This is a genomic window from Clostridioides sp. ZZV14-6345, from assembly GCF_020657775.1.
Lineage (GTDB): Bacteria > Bacillota > Clostridia > Peptostreptococcales > Peptostreptococcaceae > Clostridioides > Clostridioides difficile_D.
Genome location: NZ_JAGWCX010000069.1, coordinates 1 through 21,358, shown reverse-complemented (window position 1 = coordinate 21,358; position 21,358 = coordinate 1). Strand labels below are relative to the sequence as shown.

Sequence of the window (21,358 nt, the reverse complement as noted above, 5' to 3'; positions counted from 1 at the left end):
AGAACAAATTTAATTTGCTCCTGCGACAGCCCCATTTTTATTTAATTTTTATAGTATATATATCTAAATTAACTAAAATAATATATTGTTTGTAGATTATTGCTATATTTACTTATAAAAATAAATTTAATAAGTATTTAAATTTAATTTACAAAAACAATATAAATATCATAATAAAATAAAATTTTTTAATATTACTAAAAATATATAGACAAAATAATAACAAATATAGTATTATGTAATTGTAGAAATGCTTTTCATAGATATAATCTATGAAGATGAATTACATAAAGATGAAAAAATGGAATGGATATTATTTAGGGGTGAAAAATTATGAATCCATTAGTTATAAACTTACAAAAATGTAGCATACATGATGGACCAGGGATAAGAAGCACAGTTTTTTTTAAAGGGTGTCCACTTGAATGTGTTTGGTGTCATAATCCAGAGAGCCAAACATATACAAAACAAGTTTTGTATAATGAAGAAAGATGCTCAAAGTGTGAAGCATGTATAAATATATGTCCTCATAAAGCAATTTATAAAGGTGAAACAAAAATATGTCTAGACCAAGAGAAGTGTGAGTTTTGTGAAACTTGTTTAGACTATTGTGTAAACAATGCAAGAGAGATTGTTGGTCAAGAGTATTCTGTAAGAGACTTAGTTAAAGAGATAGAGAAGGATAGAATTTTTTATGAAGAATCAGGCGGTGGAGTAACTTTATCAGGTGGAGAAGTAATGGCTCAAGACATGGATTTTATTTGTGGAGTAATAAACATGTGCAAGTCAAAGGGAATTCATGTAGCAATTGATACCTGTGGTTATGCAAAGTCAGAAAATTATGAAAGAGTTGCGAAGTGTGCAGACTTGTTCTTATATGATATTAAGCTTATTGATGAAGAAAAACACATAAAATTTACAGGAAAGTCAAATGATTTAATACTGAAAAATGTTAAGATTTTGAGTGAATTAGGAGCTAATATAAATATAAGAATACCATTAATTGTAGGAGTAAATGTAGATGATGAAAATTTAGAGGTTAAAAAAATGATAGAGTTTTTAAAGCCTTTGAATATAAAAGCAGTAAGTCTTCTTCCATATCATAATATTGGTAAACATAAGTATGATAAAATTTATAAAAAGTATGAAGGAGAAGAATTACAAAGACCAACTGAAGAAAAACTAGAAGAAATAAAAAACCTGTTTGAAGCAAGTAATTTCAATACTAAGATTGGGGGGTAATAAAATGTCAAGAGGAACTTTTGAGAGAACTAAAAAATTAAGAGAAGAAAGTATTAATGCAGAACCACACATATCTATTGAAAGAGCAGTACTTATGACAGAGGCTTATAAAAAATATGAAGGAAGTGTAGAGATTCCTGTACTTCGTGCTTTATCATTTAAGCATTATATTGAGAATAGAACTCTTAGCATAAATGATGGAGAATTAATAGTAGGTGAAAAAGGAGATTCTCCTAATGGAGCACCAACATATCCAGAGATTTGTTGTCATACAATGGAAGATTTAGAAGTAATGCACAATAGAGATATAATAAATTTTAGCGTATCTGAAGAAGCTAGAAAAATACATAAAGAAGAAATAATTCCTTTTTGGAAAAAGAGACAAACAAGAGATAAGATAATAAATTCTATGACACCTGAATGGTTAGCGGCATATGAAGCAGGTATGTTTACTGAGTTTATGGAACAAAGAGCTCCAGGACACACAGTTTGTGGAGACACAATATATAAAAAAGGATTTTTAGCTTTAAAGAAAGACATAGAAGCAAGGCTAAAAGAATTAGACTTTCTAAATGATTTAGACGCATATAATAAAAAAGCTGATTTAGAAGCTATGGCAATAGCTTGTGATGCAATGGTTATATTAGGTAAAAGATATGCTGAGAAAGCAAGACAAATGGCAGAAGAAGAAACAGATGAAGCTAAGAAAAAAGATTTATTACTAATTGCTGAAACTTGTGATGTTGTACCAGCTCACAAACCAGAAACTTATCATCAGGCTATACAAATGTACTGGTTTGTTCATATAGGGGTTACTACTGAACTTAATATATGGGATGCTTTTACTCCAGGAAGACTTGACCAGCATCTAAATCCTTTCTATGAAAGAGATGTGGAGGATGGAATACTAGATAGAGATAGAGCACAAGAATTACTTGAATGTTTATGGGTTAAATTTAACAATCAGCCAGCACCACCAAAAGTTGGTATAACATTAAAAGAAAGTAGCACATATACAGACTTTGCAAATATAAATACTGGTGGAATAAATCCAGATGGTCAAGATGGTGTTAATGAGGTTAGTTATATAATACTTGATGTTATGGATGAAATGAAATTGATACAACCTAGTTCAAATGTTCAAATAAGTAAAAAGACTCCACAAAAATTCTTAAAGAGAGCTTGTGAAATATCAAGAAAAGGATGGGGTCAACCAGCATTTTATAATACTGAAGCAATAGTTCAAGAGCTTATGGAAGCTGGAAAAACTATAGAAGATGCAAGACTTGGTGGAACTAGTGGATGTGTTGAGACTGGATGTTTTGGTAAAGAAGCATATGTTTTAACTGGATATATGAATATTCCCAAAATACTTGAATTAACATTAAATAATGGATATGACCCAATTAGCAAAAAGCAAATAGGCATTAAAACTGGAGACCCTAGAAGTTTTAAATCTTATGAAGAATTATTTGAAGCATTTAAGAAACAATTACATTATATGATTGACATAAAGATAGAAGGAAATGCTGTAATAGAAAATATATGTGCAAAACACATGCCTTGCCCACTTATGTCTACAATAGTTGATGATTGTATAGAAAAAGGCAAGGACTACCAAAGAGGTGGAGCAAGATACAACACTAGATATATACAAGGTGTTGGTATAGGAACTATAACAGATAGTCTAACAGCAATAAAATATAATGTATTTGATAAGAAAAAATTCGATATGGATACATTGCTTAAAGCACTTGATGCTAATTTCGAAGGATATGAAGCCATACTTAATTTAGTTTCAAATAAGACTCCTAAATATGGAAATGATGATGATTATGCTGATGAAATAATGCAAGAGACATTCAATGCATATTACAATGAGGTAACTGGCAGACCAACTGTTTGTGGTGGAGAATACAGAGTAGATATGTTACCAACGACTTGTCACATATACTTTGGAGAAATTATGGGAGCAAGTCCAAACGGTAGACTTTGTGCAAAACCAGTTTCAGAGGGAATTTCACCTGAAAAAGGTGGAGACACTAATGGACCTACAGCAGTTATAAAATCTTGTGCTAAGATGGACCACATAAAAACTGGAGGAACATTATTAAATCAAAGGTTTGCACCATCAGTAGTTCAAGGGGAAAAAGGATTAGATAACATGGCTAATCTAGTAAGAGCATACTTTAATATGGATGGGCATCATATACAATTCAATGTATTTGATAAAAATGTACTGTTAGAAGCTCAAAAGAATCCTCAAGATTACAAAGACTTAATAGTTAGAGTTGCAGGATATAGTGACCATTTCAATAATCTAAGTAGAACATTACAAGATGAGATAATAGGAAGAACTGAGCAAACATTCTAGGATTGTTTGTAAACAAAACTTCTTACTATGTAAAAACGTAACTGATATAATAGAGTATAGATGGTTAGATTCCATTTTAAAAATTTTAGATTAATTATGAGCTAACTTTCTAAATAGGAAGTTAGCTCATTAAGTTTAATGAAAAAATCGTTAAATTTATATTTAATAATTCATACATATATTAGTAAGTAATACATACAAAAAATAATTTATTATAATTATAATAAGGTTATATTTTATAAAAATAAGATAATTTTAAGCAGTTAAAATAAAGTCAATTTAGCTACTTTAAAATAAAACTAATAGAAAAAAGGAGATTTGATATGAAAACTTTAGGATTTATTGGTTCAGGAAATATGGGAAGTGCAATGATAGGTGGTATAGTACAATCAGGATTAGTAAAGGCAGAAGATATAACTGTATCAGACTTAAGTCAAGTTGCTTTAGATAAAGTAAAAGAAGAATTTGGAGTAAATACTACAACTGATTCAAAAGTAGCTGTTACAAACTCTGATGTGGTAATAGTAGCACTTAAACCTAATATATGTGAAAAGGCTTTAACACCACTTAAAGGATTGATAGATGCAAATAAAATAATAGTATCAATAGCAGCAGGTAAAACTATAGAAAGCCTTGAAAGTTTTATAGGTTCAGATAAAAAAATAGTAAGAGTAATGCCTAATACTCCAGCTCTTGTTGGTGAAGGAATGTCGGCTCTTTGTAAAAATAGTAATGTAACTGATGAAGAGTTAAATATGATTAAGGCTCTGTTTGAGTCTTTTGGTGAGGCGGAAGTAGTATCAGAATATTTAATGGATACAGTTACAGGTATTAGTGGTTCTTCTCCTGCATATGTATTTATGTTTATAGAAGCTATGGCAGATGCAGCAGTACTAGCTGGTATGCCAAGACAGCAAGCTTATAAATTTGCATCTCAAGCAGTAATGGGGTCAGCTAAGATGGTTCTTGAAACTGGAAAACATCCAGGTGAATTAAAAGATATGGTTTGTTCTCCAGCAGGAACTACTATAGAAGCAGTTAAGGTATTAGAAGAAGAAGGCTTTAGAGCAGCAGTTATAAAATCTATTGTCGCTTGTATAGATAAATCTAAAGATATGAGTAAATAACAGATATAAATGAGGTTTATTATATGATTTCTTGAATTACTTTTTTAGTATTTACTAATATTTACAAAAAAATGTATGAGGTACAAGCAAAAGAAGAGTAATTTGTTATAGAAGGAATTTAATGATTGAGTTAGATTTATTACTTAAATGTTAATAATTAAATAGATATATTTTTAACTATGTTTGAAATGTACTATTGTGAAAAATAAAGTTTATAAGTATCATTGTAAGGCTATAGGTAGATTTATGTAAAAATAAATTCACCTATAGCCTTTTTAAATTTGAAATAATATTCATGAGATAATAAAATTTACAAATGTTTTCTTCACTATAAGTTTTAAAAATATCTATAGTGTTTTACTTTTGGATATGATAAATATATTCTTATATACATTTATATTCTTATTTAGGTTCCATATCAAATATATAGTAGGATAAGTACTTTGAGATTAGGCTAAAAAATCTAGATTTTATACTTATAAAAAGTTTGATTTTAGAACTTAATAAAAGAGAGTTAAGATAGGAATATAATTTGCTTTTTCATAAATATACAAATGATATACTACTATTATAGTATTATTAATATTTATATTGGAGGTTGAACATGAGGGATGAAATTTTAAGCTTTGTAAATGAGTGTGTATTATTTAACAATTTTGATGAACTTAAAAAACAGAGTGGAGTAGTAACAGAAGATATAGTAAAAAAGTTTAATTTAAGTAGAACTCAATCAAGTAGATTATTAAATGACTTAGTAAAGTCTGATAATCTTATAAAGATAAATAGTAGACCTGTTATTTTTTTACCTAAAAATAAGATAAATGATGTAATAGGTCCTACAAAAAAAAGTATTTATGAAAATGTAGATGAACTTAACAATGAGTGCAAATTATTAAAGCAAGAGATTGTGTTTAATAGTATCATAGGGCATGATAATAGCTTAAAAGAGGTAATAGAGCAAATAAAAACTGCTGTACTCTATCCAAATGGTGGGCTTACGATAATGCTGACAGGTGATAGTGGAGTAGGAAAAACTTTTTTAGCTAAGATAATATATAAATATAGTGTAAGTAGTAATGTATTAGAAAAAAATGCCCCATATAATGTGCTAAACTGTGCACAGTATTATAATAATTTGGAGTTATTATCCAGTATATTGTTTGGATATGTGAAAGGAGCTTATACTGGAGCAAATGAATCTAGAGCAGGACTAATAGAGCAATCTGATGGTGGTGTTTTATTTTTAGATGAGGTACATAGATTAAATAGTGAAGGTCAAGAAAAGTTATTTACATTTATGGATACAGGTACATTTTCTAGAATTGGAGAGAATGGAGTAATTAGAAGAGCTAGAGTAAGATTAGTATTTGCTACAACAGAAAGCTTATCTGAGTTTTTACAAACTTTTTTAAGAAGAATACCTATAAATATTTATGTTCCTAATATAGAAGAAAGAGGAACTATTGAAAAAAGGAAAATTGTAGAACATTTTATATATGAGGAGAGTAAGGTGCTTGGTTTGCCTATAGAGATAACTCAAATTACATTAAATATGATTTTAAAGATAAAATTCAAGGGAAATATAGGTGAATGTAAAAATGTAATAAAATATGCATGTGGACGAGCATATGCAAAAAATCAAAGAAGAAATGGAAATATTTTTGTTACTCTCCAAGACCTTCCTAGAAATATTTATATAGAAAATATAGATATATTTCAATTCCAAAGTAGCAAAAGCATTGTATTTTCTCCTAAACAATTTAGTCTTGAGATATCAAATGGAGGAAATAAAAGAAATATAATATATCAAAGTGTCATAAAATGTTTAGATTACTTTGATAGACTAGAAAAAAATGAAATAACAAAAGAGCTATTTAGCAAAAAGAGTTCTAATTTAATAATTAGATTAATGGACAATTTAGTTTTTTCAAATAATGATGAAAATAATAACGTACTTATGGAACTTATAATATCGATAATGCAGGACATATTTAGAAACTTGGAAGTTAATAACAATATAAAATACGATGGGAATAATGTGTTAGCATTTTCGTCTTATCTTTATTTGAAGGAGGAGTCTTATCAATTATCTGATGAATATAAAGCTTTAGAAAGTAAATTACTAATATATTTAAGAAAAGAAAATTATAAAGAATACTCTATAGTAAATAAAGTATCAACATTAATAACGAATAGATTGGATATGTATCTTAATAATGTAGATACAATTATAATGATTATATTTGTCAAGTCAACAATTATAAGAATGAAATTTAATCAAGTTAATGCGATTATTGTAGCACATGGATATGCTACTGCCAGTAGTATGGCGAATGTATGTAATCGTATCTTAGGTAAAAATGTATTTACAGCTATTGATATGCCTATAAATTCTACCATTGCTGATGTATCAAAACAAATGTCTAGATACCTAGACGGGTATAGGATAAAAAATGGTTTAATTGTGTTATTTGATATGGGCTCTCTTAATCTTATATACGGAGATTTAAAGAATAAGATAAATAGCCCAATGTTATTTATAGATCAAATATCCACTATTTCTGCACTAGAAGTAGGAAATTTGTTAATACAAGGTAAAAACATTGAAGAGATTGCAGAAATTATGGATGAAGAAATTAAACCCAATATACAATTGTATTATCCTCAAAAAAATAAAGAATATGCTATAGTATCATCTTGTTTTACAGGGATAGGTACTGCTATAAAAATCCAACATCTACTTTCAGAAAGTTTAATTGGAATAGTTGATGTTAAAATAATACCTTATGATTATGATAGTCTTGTTTCTATGGGAGATAAAGACCCAATTTTTGAAATGTATGATGTACTAGCTATAGTAGGAACTGCCAATCCAAATGTAAATGGAGTGGATTTTATACTGTTAGAGGATATAATATCAGGAAAAGGAGAAGATGATGTCTTTAGAATATTTAGTAAAGTAGTAGAAAATGAAAAAATAAAGAACATAAATGATTCTATTGTAAAGAACTTTTCATTGATTAGAGTAATAGATAGTCTGACTATTTTGGATTCGAAAAAGATAATAGAGAGAATAGAAGAGGGAATCAATGTTATAGAAAGTATTCAAAAGAAAAAGCTTCCAAATGATAAAAAGATTGCTTTATATGTTCACTTAAGTTGCATGATTGAAAGATTAGTTAGAAAAGCTGAAATTGAAGAATATACTGATATGAATTTGCTAATTAGAAACCATCATAGTGAAGTTAAATTAATAAAAAATGCATTTAGTGTGCTAGAAAAGAGTTATAGTGTGCAAATACCAATTTCAGAAATAGGATACATCTATAATATTATCTATGGTCTACCACAGTAAAATACAAGATTATAAAATAAATGAATGAAATTTAAAAAAGTATGCCGCTATTTGGCATACTTTTTGCTTTTATAAATGAGAGAATAAAAATTTTTATATATTATGGAGGATTTGAGGAAGATGGTATCTTTAATGAGAATTGATGACAGATTAATACATGGTCAGGTAGCGTATGGATGGGCAACATCACTAGGTATAAATGTAATACTAGTTGCAAATGATGAAGCGAAAAATGACCAAATGAAAGTCTTGTCATTAAATTTAGCTAAACCGAGTAATGTAACTTTATATATAAGGGGGGTAGAGGAATCTGGAGAAATAGTAGAAAAGTTTGCTTCTTCAAAGAAAAGCAATGTATTAGTATTAGTTAAAAATACTAAAGACGCTTTAGTTGTAGCTAAAAACTCAGGAGGAGTATTAAAAGAAATAAATGTAGGGGGATTAAGATATGAAGAAGGAAAGAAGAAACTTACAGATTTAGTGGCTGTTGATGATAATGATATAAATAACTTTAAAGAAATAAGTGATTTAGGTATTGATATAGAATTCAGAATGTTGCCTAGAGACAAAAAGAAGCAACTATCAGACTTAATAAAATAATTTAGGAGAAAGAAAATGAAAAAATTTTTAATTGCAACACATGGAGAATTGTCTAGAGAGCTTGTTGATACAAGTAAATTAATAATTGGTTCATTAAATAATGTTGAGTACTTTTGTATGACAAAGGATAAATCGGCAGATGATGCTGAGAAAGAGATTAGAAGCATATTATTAAATAACAAAGATAGTGAAGAATTTGTTGTATTAACAGATGTATTTGGTGGAAGTGTAGCAAATATATGTACAAATTTACTTTTACAAGGGGTTAAATTTGAGCTATTGACAGGGGTAAATTTACCAATGCTTTTATCTACTCTTTTATTAGCTGAGGAAGATACAAAACTACTAGCTAAATTAGGTTTAGAGGAAGCAAAAAATGGAATTGTTTATGTAAATGAATTATTAGAAAATCAAAATAAAATTAAGAATGTGATGTAATTAATGTAAATTTAAACTAAGTTAAGGTGGAGGTTCACTATGTTAGTACAAGCTATTATGTTAGCTATTATAGCTGGATTTGGTATATTAGATGGACGTATATTTGGTCAATCTATGTTTGACAGACCAATAGTTACAGGTATGTTAGTAGGATTAGTTCTAGGAGATATAAAGTCAGGAATTATGATTGGTGCACAACTTGAATTAATTTGGATGGGAATTGCAGGAATAGGTGCAGCTACTCCTCCAGATGTAGTAACAGGTGGTGTATTAGGTACAGCTTTTGCTATATTATCAGGAAATGGAGCAGAAGTTGCTTTAGCTGTAGCAGTGCCAGTAGCAGTCTTAGCACAATCTCTTGGAGTCTTAGTTAGAATAGTAAACTTATATTTTTCTCAAAAGGCAGTTTTCTATGCTAAACAGGCTGATTTTAAGAAGGTTACCATAATGATGTGGTTACCGGTAGTATTATTCTTTTTAAGTACATCAGTTCCAACATTTTTAGCAATTATGGTTGGTGCTGATAAAGTTACAACATTAATAAATGCAATACCTAAAGTTATATTAGATGGATTGGGTGTTGCAGGGACATTGTTACCAGCAGTAGGATTTGCATTACTTATGGATATGTTACTTTCAAAAAAAATGTCTGTATTTTTCTTTATAGGATTCCTGTTAGCATCTTATGGTGGTTTAGATATAACTGCTATAGCTCTATTTGGAGTATGTGTAGCAGTTGTATTAAACTTTTATATCAATAACAAAGAAAATAATCAAAATCCTCAATTAGCAATCAGCACTTTAACGGAAGGAGAGATTGACTTTGAATAAACTAACAAAAAAAGAATTAAGAAGTATGTTTTGGCGCTCATTTGCCCTTCAAGGTGCATTTAATTATGAAAGAATGCAAAACTTAGGTTACTGTTATTCAATGTTGCCTGCAATAAAGAAGTTATATAATAATAAAGAAAATCAAGCAAAAGCAATAGAAAGACATTTGGAGCTTTTTAATACAACAACAGTAGTAGTTCCTACAATATTAGGTATAACAGCAGCTATGGAAGAAGAAAATGCTAATAATCCAGAATTTGATGAAAGTTCAATAAGTGCTGTTAAAACAGCTCTTATGGGACCTCTTGCGGGAATTGGTGATTCACTATTTTGGGGAACATTTAGAATTATAGCTGCTGGAGTAGGAGTATCACTTGCAAAAGAAGGTAATATATTTGGTCCACTATTATTCTTACTACTATACAATATACCAGCATTTGCTCTTAGAATATTTGGACTTAAATATGGGTATCAGGTCGGAGTAAATTCTCTTGAAAGAATACAAAGAGAAGGTCTTATGGAGAAAATAATGTCTATGGCTACAATTGTTGGTTTATTTGTTGTAGGAGGAATGGTTGCAACGATGTTAAGTATAACTACTCCTCTAAAATTCAACTTAAATGGTGCAGAAGTAGTTCTACAAGATATATTAGATAAAATAATACCGAATATGCTACCTTTAAGTTTTGCATTTGTAATATATTACATGTTAAAGAGAAAGGTAAGTGTAACAAAATTAACTATAGTGATTATAGTAGGTGGAATTGTTTTACATGCTATAGGTCTGTTATAGAAACTAAATTATAATTTATTGAATATATAGATAAGGAAGGCATACAAAATGAGAATACAAGATTATATTTTAGAAACACCAGTTAGAATGAAAGAAATGATATCTAACGCAGATAATTTATTTAATGAGGTTAAGAGAGAAGATATAAAAAAGATTATAATAACAGGTTCAGGTACTAGCTATCACTCAGGAATACAAGTGCAACCTTATTTACAGAATTTATTAGATATAGATGTTGTAGAAATGTATCCATTTATGATAACTGAAGATACATTTAAGCTTGATAATGAAAATACTTTAGTAGTAGGAATATCTCAAGGTGGAAGTAGTTATTCTACATACAATGCTATGAAATTAGCTGAAGACAAAGGTTGTAAAATAGCATCTATGGCAGGATGCAAAAATGCTCTAATAGATGAGATTTCTGACTATATATTAACAGTAAATTGTGGAGAAGAAAAATCTGGAGCTAAAACAAAAGGATATTATTGTACAAAGTTAAACTTAATGTTATTAGGTCTTCAAATAGCTAGAGAAAAAGGTTCAATATCTAGTGAAAAGTATAATGAGGAAATAAATAAGATATTAGATGCAATTGATAGATTTGAAGCAGTGTATAAGTTATCTAAACAATGGATTCAAAGAAACAAAGAAAAGTTAGTTAATTCTAAAGAAATAAGAATAATAGGTCATTCTGAAATATATGGAGATACATTAGAAGCAGCATTAAAGTTATTAGAAACAATGAGAATACCTGTAACTGGGTATGAATTTGAAGAGTTTATACATGGTATATATAATGCTATAAATAGTGATTCTACTATATTTATACTAGATACAGGAAAAGAGCCTAGAGTAACTAAGATGGTTGAAGTACTTTCTGGTTGGACAGAAAATGTATTTGCTATAGGTAGAGATGTCATGGAAGACGATAAAAACTTAAAAATAGATGTTACAGATAATCCTTACTATCAAACATTTAACTTCATAGTACCTATACAATTGATATGTGGAGAAATACCTATATTAAGAGGAATAGACCCAAGTATTCCAAAAGATACTAAGTTCCACATGAAGTTAGGTAGCAAGAAGCTGAATAAGTAAAAAAGAAGCTGTCACACTGCAATTTAAAATTGTTTGTGTGATAGCTTCTTATTTTAAAATTAAAACATTTACATGTTAATGTGTACTACTTTTTTTATTACTATCTTCCTCACTTGAGCAAGAGCCTGGACATCCAGAGCAACCAGAACATCCACTACATCCACTTTTGTTATTTGTAGACTTGAATTTATTAAATAAAATAAAAAGTGCAAGGACTATAATTATTCCACCTATCAAAGCCTCCATTATTGAATTACCCATAAATAGTACTCCACCTATACCTTTAACTATAAAAGCCATTATCCATGCTAGTATAAACTGATATGCAAATGATGCAAACATCATTTTATTGCCATATTCTTTTTTCATAGTTGCAAGTGCAGCTATACATGGAGTATATAAAGCAGTAAATATCAAGAAAGTATATGCAGTAACTCCATTAAATATTGTTGGCAATACAACAGTCAGATTACCATATAGTATATTTAAAGAGTTCACTACGATTTCTTTTGCTCCAAGACCACTTAAAATGGCAACTGAAGTTCTCCAATCATCAAAACCAAGAGGTTTGAATATAGGAGATATAATGTGCCCTAGAGTAGCCAAGAAGCTTACATTTATATCTTCTGTATATCCAAAAACATTGAATGAAGAAAGTCCCCAAATTACGACTGACATTGCAAACATGACAGTAACAACTCTTATCAAGAAACCTTTTGATTTATTCCATGTATTTTTAATAAGTGCACTTATAGTAGGTATTCTATATTCTGGCAATTCTAGTATAAATGGTTCAGCCTCTGTTTTAAATGCTGTCTTATTTAAGAATAATGCAATTACAATTGCCATAACTATACCAACTAAGTATAGTGATGTAGTTACTAAGGCAGCATTATGTGGAAAGAATATAGCTACAAATAGTGCATATATAGGTAGCTTTGCTCCACAAGTCATAAGTGGTGCAATAAGAGCTGTAACTCTTCTATCTTTTTCACTTTCTAATGTTCTAGTTGCCATTATAGCTGGAGAAGAACATCCCATACCCATAACTATAGGTATAAAAGCTTTACCAGATAGACCAACCTTTCTCATAATCTTATCCATTAAAAATGCTGTTCTTGACATATATCCACTATCTTCAAACAACGATATACCAAAGAATAATGTAAATATTAAAGGGAAGAATGGTAAAGTACCACCAACACCTCCAATTATTCCATCAACTATAAGTGACTTAAACCATGGGCTAGAGTTGGATAATATATCACTAACAGGTGCAGAAATATAAGCTTCTATAAGACCAGCAAAGCCCTCTTGTAGTGGTCCTCCAACCCAATCAAAGGTAAATTTAAATAAGAGGAACAATACACCAATAAATATCGGATAGGCTAATATAGGATTTAAAACTATATTGTCTATTTTATCACTGATAGATTTTTTCTGTATGTATGTAGTTTTTGTACATCTTGATAAAATGGATTCTAATTTTTTATATGTTTCTGTTTCACTTCCAAAGTTTTTCTGATATATAAAAGCTTTTTGTGTAGCTCCTTTAATTTCTTCTTCTATTCTCTCAACGCCATTTTTCTTTTTTGCTATAATTGGAACAACAATTACTCCAAGTTCTTCGCCTAGTTTTTTAGCATCTATATTAACTCCCTTAGATTCTGCAATGTCTAACATATTAAGCAGTATAACTATAGGTTTGTTAAATTGCATAAGTTGAGTTGTTAGGTAAAGGTTTCTTGATAAATTAGAGGCATCAACTACATTTACTATTACATCGACATCTTCATTTTCTAAATATGATTTAGAAACCTTTTCTTCGTTTGAGAAAGTATCCATTGCATATATACCAGGTAAATCTACAACTTTTATTTCTTTCCCAAGAAATCCTTCTTTTTTTTCTATAGTAACACCAGGCCAGTTACCTACATATTGATTTGAACCTGTAAGTAGGTTGAAAACAGTAGTTTTACCGACATTTGGGTTTCCTAATAATGCTACATTAATCACAGGTAGCTCCTCCTCTATTATTGTAAAGAAATATTTTTAGCATCAGATTTTCTAATGGCAAGGTCAAAACCTCTAAATCTAATTATAATTGGGTCTCCAAATGGAGCAACCTTTTTAACTTCTATTTCAGTACTATTTATACATCCAAGTGCAAGTAATCTTTTAGATAATTTAATGTTTCCATCTATACTATTAATAAGTCCTTTTTCTCCTATTTTCAAATCGTAAACAGTCATTATTAACACCTCCTAATGAAATTCATTATCATTAAAATTGTAACAAGTATGATGCAAAAAGTCAAGAATTATAGAGGCAATTGTGCGTTGAAATAACTAATATTTATTCTAAACAGATTAAAAAATATTTTAGTCTAAATTAGGTGTTTTTATATATTTTGTATTATAATGTAATATGATAGATAAAATTTGGAGGAGTTAACTTAATGAAAACTAGAAAAATGACATTTTTAGGTCTTATGATAGGGTATAGTTTAGCCTTATATGTATTAGAGACATATATACCAAATCCTCTTATAGTTATATTTCCAGGGGCGAAATTGGGTTTGAGTAATATTATAACTTTAATTTCATTGATGTTGTTAGGTGTCAAAGATACTGTTATAATTGTTACTATCAGGGTAATTTTGTCATCAATATTCGCAGGCCCTTTATCATATCTATTATTTAGTATAGGAGGAGCTTATCTAAGTCTTTTATTTATGTATTTATCAAGTAAAATAAAAGGATTATCAATAATAGGGATAAGCATTATAGGTGCAATAGGGCATAATATAGGTCAATTAATAGTTGCAAGTTTAATCATAGAAAATATACTTGCTATAGGATACTTACCATTTATGTTAATGGCATCATTAGTAACTGGTATGTTTGTAGGTTTAGTATCCAGGTATACAATACCTAAATTAAAACATTTTTATAGTAAGTTTTATTGACATAATATTGACAAAATATAATATTGTTTGATAAAATGTATATAAAAATATACAAATTTGTAATAGTGGTGATTATTATGGCGAACAATGAATTAGAAGCGTTAAAAAATGAGATTGAAGCAGTTAGGGAAGAGATAAATACATACATAGAATATCCAGAAATATTTCAAGAAGAGTTAGTAGAATCGAGCAAGAAAATAGATATATTAATAAATAAATACATGTACCTAAGCAAATAGCCCACAATTGTGGGTTTTTTTGTATCAAAAATTAACAGATGGCTATATTTTACATATATTAATAATAATATTAAGATATAAAATAATATTTCTGATGTGTAAATTATCTGTAGGACATAAGTTGTGATTAAGTCAGGAGGTTTTATATTATGATTGATATAGGAAGTAAGGAGATAGCAATAAGGTTACTATTAGCACTAATAATAGGAGGAATAATAGGTCTAGAGAGAGAAAAAATAAGGCAGTTTGCAGGATTTAGGACACATATATTAATTGCAACAGGTTCTTGTATTGTTTCAATAACTTCGATTCAGTTATTTTTTGATTATAATTTGTATACAAATGCTGACCCAGCAAGAATGCCTGCTCAAGTGTTATCTGGAATTGGTTTTTTAGGTGCAGGAGCAATTTTAAAAAATAAAGGTGGAGTAAAAGGACTTACTACAGCTGCTGGGATGTGGGCAACTGCATGTATTGGTATAGCAGTGGGTTATGGTTATTATGAATTATCGATTTTAGGTGGATTATTTGTAATGATAGCATTATTTGTGCTTAGGATAATCAATACATTTTTATTTAGCCAAGAAAAAAATGTATTAATATTAAAATTAAGCAATTTGGATTCTATACCTTTTTTATATGATAAATTTGAAAAAAATCAACTTATTGTAAGAAACATGGAAATAGAATGTCGTAATGAGGAATACTGGAAGGTCAATTTTTTTGTATCTTATGGTAAGAGAATCCATTTACATGATGTTATGAAAGAAATAAATATGATAGAAGGAGTAATAAATGTAGATTATTTGGACTAAAATATATACAATATATTTTGTAAAGTGAATAAAATATAAAACAAATTAAAATAGAGGTGTATGATATGGGAACTGATAGAAGTACAATAGAAGAAAAATATAAGTGGAAGATAGATAAGATGTATTCCAGTAAAGATGAAATAGAAAAAGACATAAGCAAAGTAAAAAATCTTATCCAAGAAGTAAAAGAATATAAAGGGAAACTTTCTGAGAGTAAGGAGAATTTATATAAAGTATTAAATATCTCTGAAAATGCATCTAGAATTGTTCAAAATCTATATGTATATACTCATATGAAACAACATGAAGATACTAGAATCAATGATAATCAAGGAAGAGCTACTAAGACAGAAATGCTATCTACTGATTTGGGTGTGGCTACCTCTTATATAGTTCCAGAAATACTGGCTATAGAAGAAAATAAGTTAAATGAATATTTAAAAGATGAGAAGTTATCTTTTTATACAAAATATATAAAGGATATATTAAGAGATAAACCACATACTTTGAGTGAGAGAGAAGAAGAAATACTTGCAGCTACATCAGAATTATCAACAGTTCCAGAAAATGTATACGATATGTTAGCATATGCAGATATGGAATTTCCTGAAATAGAAGATGAAGAGGGTAATAAGGTTAAGCTTTCTCATTCAAATTACTCTTTATTTATAAAAAGTAAAAATAGTAGAGTTAGAAAAGACGCTTTTGAAGGTGAATTTTCGACTTATGAGAAATATAAAAATACATTTGCATCAACACTTTATGGTGGAATAAAATCAGAAATATTTTACGCAAAAACTAGAAAGTATAATTCAGCAATAGAAGCATCTTTATTTTCAGATGATGTAAGTTTGGATGTCTACAATAATCTTATATCAGCTATAGATGAAAGTCTTCCTATTTTAAATAAATATGTTGAACTTAAAAAGAAATTTTTAGGGTTAAATGAAATACACATGTATGATTTATATGTTCCTTTAACAGATAAGTTTGACATGGATATACCATATGATAAAGCGCAGAATATTATATTAGATGCACTTAAGCCTTTAGGAGAAGAGTATTTGAAAGTTGTAAAAAGTGCTTTTGATGAAGGTTGGATTGATGTATATGATAATGAAGGAAAAAAAGGAGGCGCTTATTCTTGGGGAAGTTATGATTCGCATCCTTATATATTAATGAGTTATAAAAATGACCTTAATTCTTTATTTACTTTAATTCATGAATTAGGTCACTCTGTCCATAGTCATTATTCAAGAACTAGTCAACCGTTTTTATATTCAGATTATAAGATATTCGTTGCAGAAGTTGCATCTACATTGAATGAATTACTTCTTATAAATTATTTATTAGAAAATTCTAAGTCTAAAGATGAAACTATATACCTATTAAATTATTATTTAGAACAATTTAGAACTACAGTTCATAGACAAACTATGTTTGCTGAGTTTGAAAAAATTGTACATGCAAAGGTAGAGAATGGAGAGCCACTTACTGCTGATGAATTTACTGACATATACTATAAATTAAATGAAAAGTATTATGGAAAATCTGCAATAGTAGATAAACAAATAGGAATAGAATGGGCTAGAATTCCTCATTTTTATTCAAATTTCTATGTGTATAAATATGCTACAGGATTTTCAGCTGCAAGTGCTTTAAGTCAACAGATACTTTCAGAAGGCAGTACTGCTGTAGATAGATATATAAACTTCTTAAAAAGTGGAGGGTCAGAGTATCCTTTAGAACAATTAAAATCTGCTGGTGTAGATATGGCGAAAAAAGAATCTATAGAGGAAGCTCTAAATGTATTTGGTAGTTTAGTTAATAGACTAGAAAAAGAGTTATAGAAATACGATAAATTAATAGTGTCATTAAAAATTTATAATAATACTAGATAGTGTATTATATTCATATAATATTAAAATAGCTTTAAAAAATTAATTCAATTGAGAATATACCATATAAAATTAAATTTTTACATGTATTTAACAATATTTACACTTACTTAACCTCGCTCTAATATTCACTTAACAAAAAATATGTATTATTAAAATATAGAGAATATGACAATCAAAAAATTAAAATATAAGCGGGGGTAAGTAAAATGTTTAAAAAGAAAATAGGAGTTCTTTTAGCTAGTACAATGTTAGTTGGAGCTTTAGCAGTAGGATGTGGTTCTAACTCAGGAGGTTCAGGAGATTCAAGTAAAGTTTCTGTTTCAGGTTCGACTTCAATAGGTCCCCTTATGGAAACTATTGGAGAAAAGTTTCAGGAGAAAAATGAAGGTGTTAGCGTAGAAGTACAACAAATTGGTTCTTCTGGAGGTATAAAAAATGCTATAGAAGGAACATCTGAAATAGGAATGAGTTCAAGAGATTTAAAAGATGAAGAAAAAAGTGCTGGATTAAAGGAAACTAAGATAGCAATAGATGGTATAGCATTGATAACTAATACTGCTAACCCAGTAAAAAATCTAACAATGGACCAAATTAAAGGTATATATACAGGAAAGATAACTAACTGGAAAGAAGTAGGAGGAAATGATGCACCAATAGTAATAGTATCAAGAGAAGAAGGTTCAGGAACTAGAGATGGATTCCAAGAAATTGTAGGATTTGAATCAGAAGAATTAAGTAAAGATGCACAAATAAGTGATGGTTCAGGAAATATAAAAACTACAGTTGAAGGAAATGAAAATGCTATAGGATATATATCATTTGGATATGTTGATGAGAAAGTGAATAGTTTAAAAGTGAATGATGTTGAACCAACTGATACAAATGTAATAGATAATAAATATCCAATATCAAGACCATTTATATTAGTTAATAAGGAAGACAATTTATCAGAAAAAGGAAAAGCTTTAATAGATTATATATTGAGTGATGAAGGACAAGCACTTGTTTCAGAAAAAGGATTTATCAAAGTTAATAAGTAAGATGAATATTTAATATAAGATAAATATATAGTACCCTGCAAGATAAGCTCATAAAAATGTTGCTATAACTTGCAGGGTATTGTCTATTATTGGTGATATAAGTATAAATATTTTTAGAGATAATAAATATTTTAGTACATTATATCTAAAAAATATGGAAATATTGACAAAATAATATTACAATGTTAGAATAAAAAAGAAATTTACCAAAACATATTAAAGATTTTTAATAAAAATATTTTAGAAACTGAGAAGTATATCTTATTATTGGGCATCTAGAGGTATATGGAGTTAGTGGTGCAACCGGCTATGAATATAATTTTTATATTGCATAGTCTTTTTTTGTTTTAAAATTAACAAAAAAATTGTAAAATTTGAAAATTATCATATTGGTAGTTGGATTTCTAATGATAGATGGAATATAACTTTTTAAAGTAGCCCTTTGTTGAAAAAAGGAAATTTTTTTAAAAATATAATACAATTATAATAATAAAATAATGCTTTTATAAATATTAGGATACAGAATGTAAACCTTTTGCAACAAAATATTTACCAAAATAATACAATTTATTTTATATTATAACCATATAAATCAATACTCAAACTGGGTAATGAACAAGTTTCTAGAAAAATAATAGATTTATGATATAAAACTACCTTAAGCTCCATTTCCAACAATCGGAGACTTTGATTAGTATTTAATAATAAATATTAATATTTAAGACAATATTAAATAATTATTCGAAAATACTTAAGGATTATAGTGTAGCTTGTAAAGATATTATAAAATAATAATACTAATTATATAAAAAATAAAACATTATAATTTATAATGATTAAAACTTGAGACTATGATTAAAATATTTTTGAATGGAGTGGTGTAATGTACAACTTACTGGTTGGAATTGATGATGTTTACATTTTAAAAATAAATCAAATTTATTTTTAAAATAGAGGTCTTAATGTATATACGTCGGAAGATGCTATGAAGATAATAGAAAGTATAGTTTTAGATTGTGTAATCCTGGATATTGTATTGCCAGACATAGATGGATATAAAAATTTACTATTGTATAAAAGAAAAGGTTAACATACTTCTAATATTTTTATCTAATTATGAGCATGAAGAAGAAAGAGTTTTTGGATTCTTAGCTGGAGGAGATTATTATATAATCAAATCTGGAGAATACCTAATATTGGAGACCAACATACAGTATAGATTCATTAGGAAATGTGGGTAAAGAAATCTATTAGATATACATGTATCCTCTTTATTATGATGATAAATAGGAATAGAATAATAATAAAAGAAAAATGAAAAGCTCACAAAAAATCTTTAGTATGAAGTTGAAGTAATGAATAATGAACGTAAAAAGTTTTGGGCAGATGTAGCACATGATTTAAAGAAACCTGTTTCAGATATACAGGAATTCATAGATTTAATATAAGTTTGGGAATGTTCATGTAGATAAAGAGAGAAACATATCTTTTAAGCTTTATTCCAGTTGATGAAAATATAATTTTGTCAATAGATAAAGAAAATGGATTTGTAATTATTGAAATTTATGATAATGGAAAGGAATACCCTCAGAAAATATACCAAAGATATTTGATTGATTATTTATAGAAAGATATAGTAATAAACAAAAAGATTAAGGGTTAAGATTATATATGGTCAAATACATTATAAGAGAACATTATGGAGAAATCTTTGTAGATTTAGAGTAAGAAAAGGAACTGTTTTTACAATAAAATTAAGTCTATGTTTTTTATAATAATAGCTTATTAATATAAAAGAATAATGATATTTAGGAGTGATTATAATGCAAACTAAGATATTGATAATAGATGGAGACAAAGATAATTGCCAGAAACTAAAAAGATTTCTGGAGGAAAAAGGAATAAGTATAGATTTAGCATATAATTGTGAAGAAGCTATTGGTAAAGTATTTAGTAACAAATATGATTTAATATTTTTAGAAATAATTCTAACTGATGGTGATGGATGGACTCTTTGTAAAAAAATTAGAAATGTAACTACATGTCCAATTGTGTATATGACTTACATAAATGAAGACCAAAGCATTTTAAATGCTTTAAATTCTGGTGGAGATGATTACTTAATAAAGTCTCTAAACTTAGAAATACTATATGCAAAAGTAAAAGCTATTTTAAGAAGAATGAATTCATATGTAAATAATAATGAAAATAATACAAAGTTAGAGGAATATAATAGAACTAGTGGAGTAATAAAGTTAGAAGATAAAATAATAAAATTGACTCCAACAGAAAATAAGTTGTTAAACTTTTTTATAGAGAATCCTGAAAAGACATTAACTATTAAAGAGATATATGAACATGTATGGATGAATGAATACTTAGAGGATAACTATAGTGTGGTAGTTGCAGTGAACGGATTAAGAAAGAAGATAGAGAAAGATTATAAGAATCCTCAAAAGATTATAACAATAAGAGGAGCTGGGTATTATTTTAATAGGTAATTAGAAATTATGAAAATGATATATCAGGAA

Annotated in this window: 17 protein-coding genes and 1 riboswitch; of the genes, 15 read left to right on the top strand and 2 right to left on the bottom strand. The window is 28.2% G+C overall.

All coding sequences use genetic code 11. The features are described from left to right. Window positions 1–333 precede the first annotated feature (333 nt). The 9 genes from KGF39_RS15965 (at window position 334) to KGF39_RS15925 (ending at window position 11,864) form a co-directional block, all read left to right on the top strand. On the top strand, window positions 334–1,242 hold the full coding sequence (locus tag KGF39_RS15965) for a trans-4-hydroxy-L-proline dehydratase activase (protein ID WP_107595173.1): 909 nt from the start codon (window positions 334–336) through the stop codon (window positions 1,240–1,242). Between the two features lie 4 nt (window positions 1,243–1,246). After that, the gene (gene hypD / locus KGF39_RS15960; RefSeq protein WP_227823050.1) at window positions 1,247–3,616 is read left to right on the top strand and encodes a trans-4-hydroxy-L-proline dehydratase; all 2,370 of its coding nucleotides are present in this window, start codon (window positions 1,247–1,249) and stop codon (window positions 3,614–3,616) included. 323 nt (window positions 3,617–3,939) lie between these two features. Further along, window positions 3,940–4,743: a pyrroline-5-carboxylate reductase gene (proC, locus tag KGF39_RS15955; protein ID WP_227823049.1), complete on the top strand. Its 804-nt coding sequence runs from the start codon at window positions 3,940–3,942 to the stop codon at window positions 4,741–4,743. A gap of 604 nt (window positions 4,744–5,347) precedes the next feature. Next, window positions 5,348–8,098, top strand: a complete 2,751-nt coding sequence (locus tag KGF39_RS15950) for a sigma 54-interacting transcriptional regulator (protein WP_227823048.1) — start codon at window positions 5,348–5,350, stop codon at window positions 8,096–8,098. Between the two features lie 120 nt (window positions 8,099–8,218). Next, entirely contained in the window at window positions 8,219–8,698 is a 480-nt protein-coding gene (locus KGF39_RS15945; protein ID WP_227823047.1) for a PTS sugar transporter subunit IIB, read from the top strand. A 15-nt stretch (window positions 8,699–8,713) separates the two neighbouring features. Then, window positions 8,714–9,136 (top strand): PTS mannose transporter subunit IIA, encoded by a 423-nt coding sequence (locus KGF39_RS15940; RefSeq protein ID WP_227823046.1) that lies wholly within the window; start codon window positions 8,714–8,716, stop codon window positions 9,134–9,136. Window positions 9,137–9,175: 39 nt separating this feature from the next. Continuing rightward, a complete protein-coding gene (locus KGF39_RS15935) occupies window positions 9,176–9,967 on the top strand; it encodes a PTS sugar transporter subunit IIC (protein WP_227823045.1) in 792 nt (263 codons plus the stop codon). Beyond that, a complete protein-coding gene (locus KGF39_RS15930) occupies window positions 9,960–10,760 on the top strand; it encodes a PTS system mannose/fructose/sorbose family transporter subunit IID (protein WP_227823044.1) in 801 nt (266 codons plus the stop codon). The genes KGF39_RS15935 and KGF39_RS15930 overlap by 8 nt, the downstream gene beginning before the upstream one ends. A 48-nt stretch (window positions 10,761–10,808) precedes the next feature. Beyond that, complete coding sequence (locus tag KGF39_RS15925; RefSeq protein WP_227823043.1) at window positions 10,809–11,864, top strand: SIS domain-containing protein; 1,056 nt, start codon at window positions 10,809–10,811, stop codon at window positions 11,862–11,864. 75 nt (window positions 11,865–11,939) lie between these two features. Here the strand turns inward: KGF39_RS15925 and feoB are convergent, their stop codons facing one another. Together feoB and KGF39_RS15915 are read right to left on the bottom strand one after the other, a co-directional pair. Further along, a complete protein-coding gene (feoB, locus tag KGF39_RS15920) occupies window positions 11,940–13,880 on the bottom strand; it encodes a ferrous iron transport protein B (RefSeq protein WP_227823042.1) in 1,941 nt (646 codons plus the stop codon). Window positions 13,881–13,897: 17 nt separating this feature from the next. Then, window positions 13,898–14,116, bottom strand: a complete 219-nt coding sequence (locus KGF39_RS15915; protein WP_054275181.1) for a FeoA family protein — start codon at window positions 14,114–14,116, stop codon at window positions 13,898–13,900. Between the two features lie 206 nt (window positions 14,117–14,322). Here KGF39_RS15915 and KGF39_RS15910 point away from each other — a divergent pair, with 206 nt between their 5' ends. The 6 genes from KGF39_RS15910 to KGF39_RS15885 all read left to right on the top strand — a co-directional run bounded on the left by KGF39_RS15910 (window position 14,323) and on the right by KGF39_RS15885 (window position 21,328). Next, a complete protein-coding gene (locus KGF39_RS15910; protein ID WP_227823041.1) occupies window positions 14,323–14,832 on the top strand; it encodes a Gx transporter family protein in 510 nt (169 codons plus the stop codon). 77 nt (window positions 14,833–14,909) lie between these two features. Beyond that, window positions 14,910–15,071 (top strand): aspartyl-phosphate phosphatase Spo0E family protein, encoded by a 162-nt coding sequence (locus KGF39_RS15905; protein ID WP_009891746.1) that lies wholly within the window; start codon window positions 14,910–14,912, stop codon window positions 15,069–15,071. A 149-nt stretch (window positions 15,072–15,220) separates the two neighbouring features. Then, on the top strand, window positions 15,221–15,886 hold the full coding sequence (locus tag KGF39_RS15900) for an MgtC/SapB family protein (protein ID WP_227823040.1): 666 nt from the start codon (window positions 15,221–15,223) through the stop codon (window positions 15,884–15,886). Window positions 15,887–15,951: 65 nt separating this feature from the next. Next, complete coding sequence (pepF, locus tag KGF39_RS15895; protein ID WP_107595167.1) at window positions 15,952–17,736, top strand: oligoendopeptidase F; 1,785 nt, start codon at window positions 15,952–15,954, stop codon at window positions 17,734–17,736. 257 nt (window positions 17,737–17,993) lie between these two features. Continuing rightward, window positions 17,994–18,827, top strand: coding sequence for a phosphate ABC transporter substrate-binding protein (locus KGF39_RS15890; protein ID WP_227823039.1), 834 nt, complete (start codon window positions 17,994–17,996; stop codon window positions 18,825–18,827). A gap of 234 nt (window positions 18,828–19,061) precedes the next feature. Beyond that, window positions 19,062–19,145, top strand: a riboswitch (cyclic di-GMP riboswitch). 1,505 nt (window positions 19,146–20,650) lie between these two features. After that, the gene (locus KGF39_RS15885) at window positions 20,651–21,328 is read left to right on the top strand and encodes a response regulator transcription factor (RefSeq protein WP_227823038.1); all 678 of its coding nucleotides are present in this window, start codon (window positions 20,651–20,653) and stop codon (window positions 21,326–21,328) included. Window positions 21,329–21,358 lie beyond the last annotated feature (30 nt).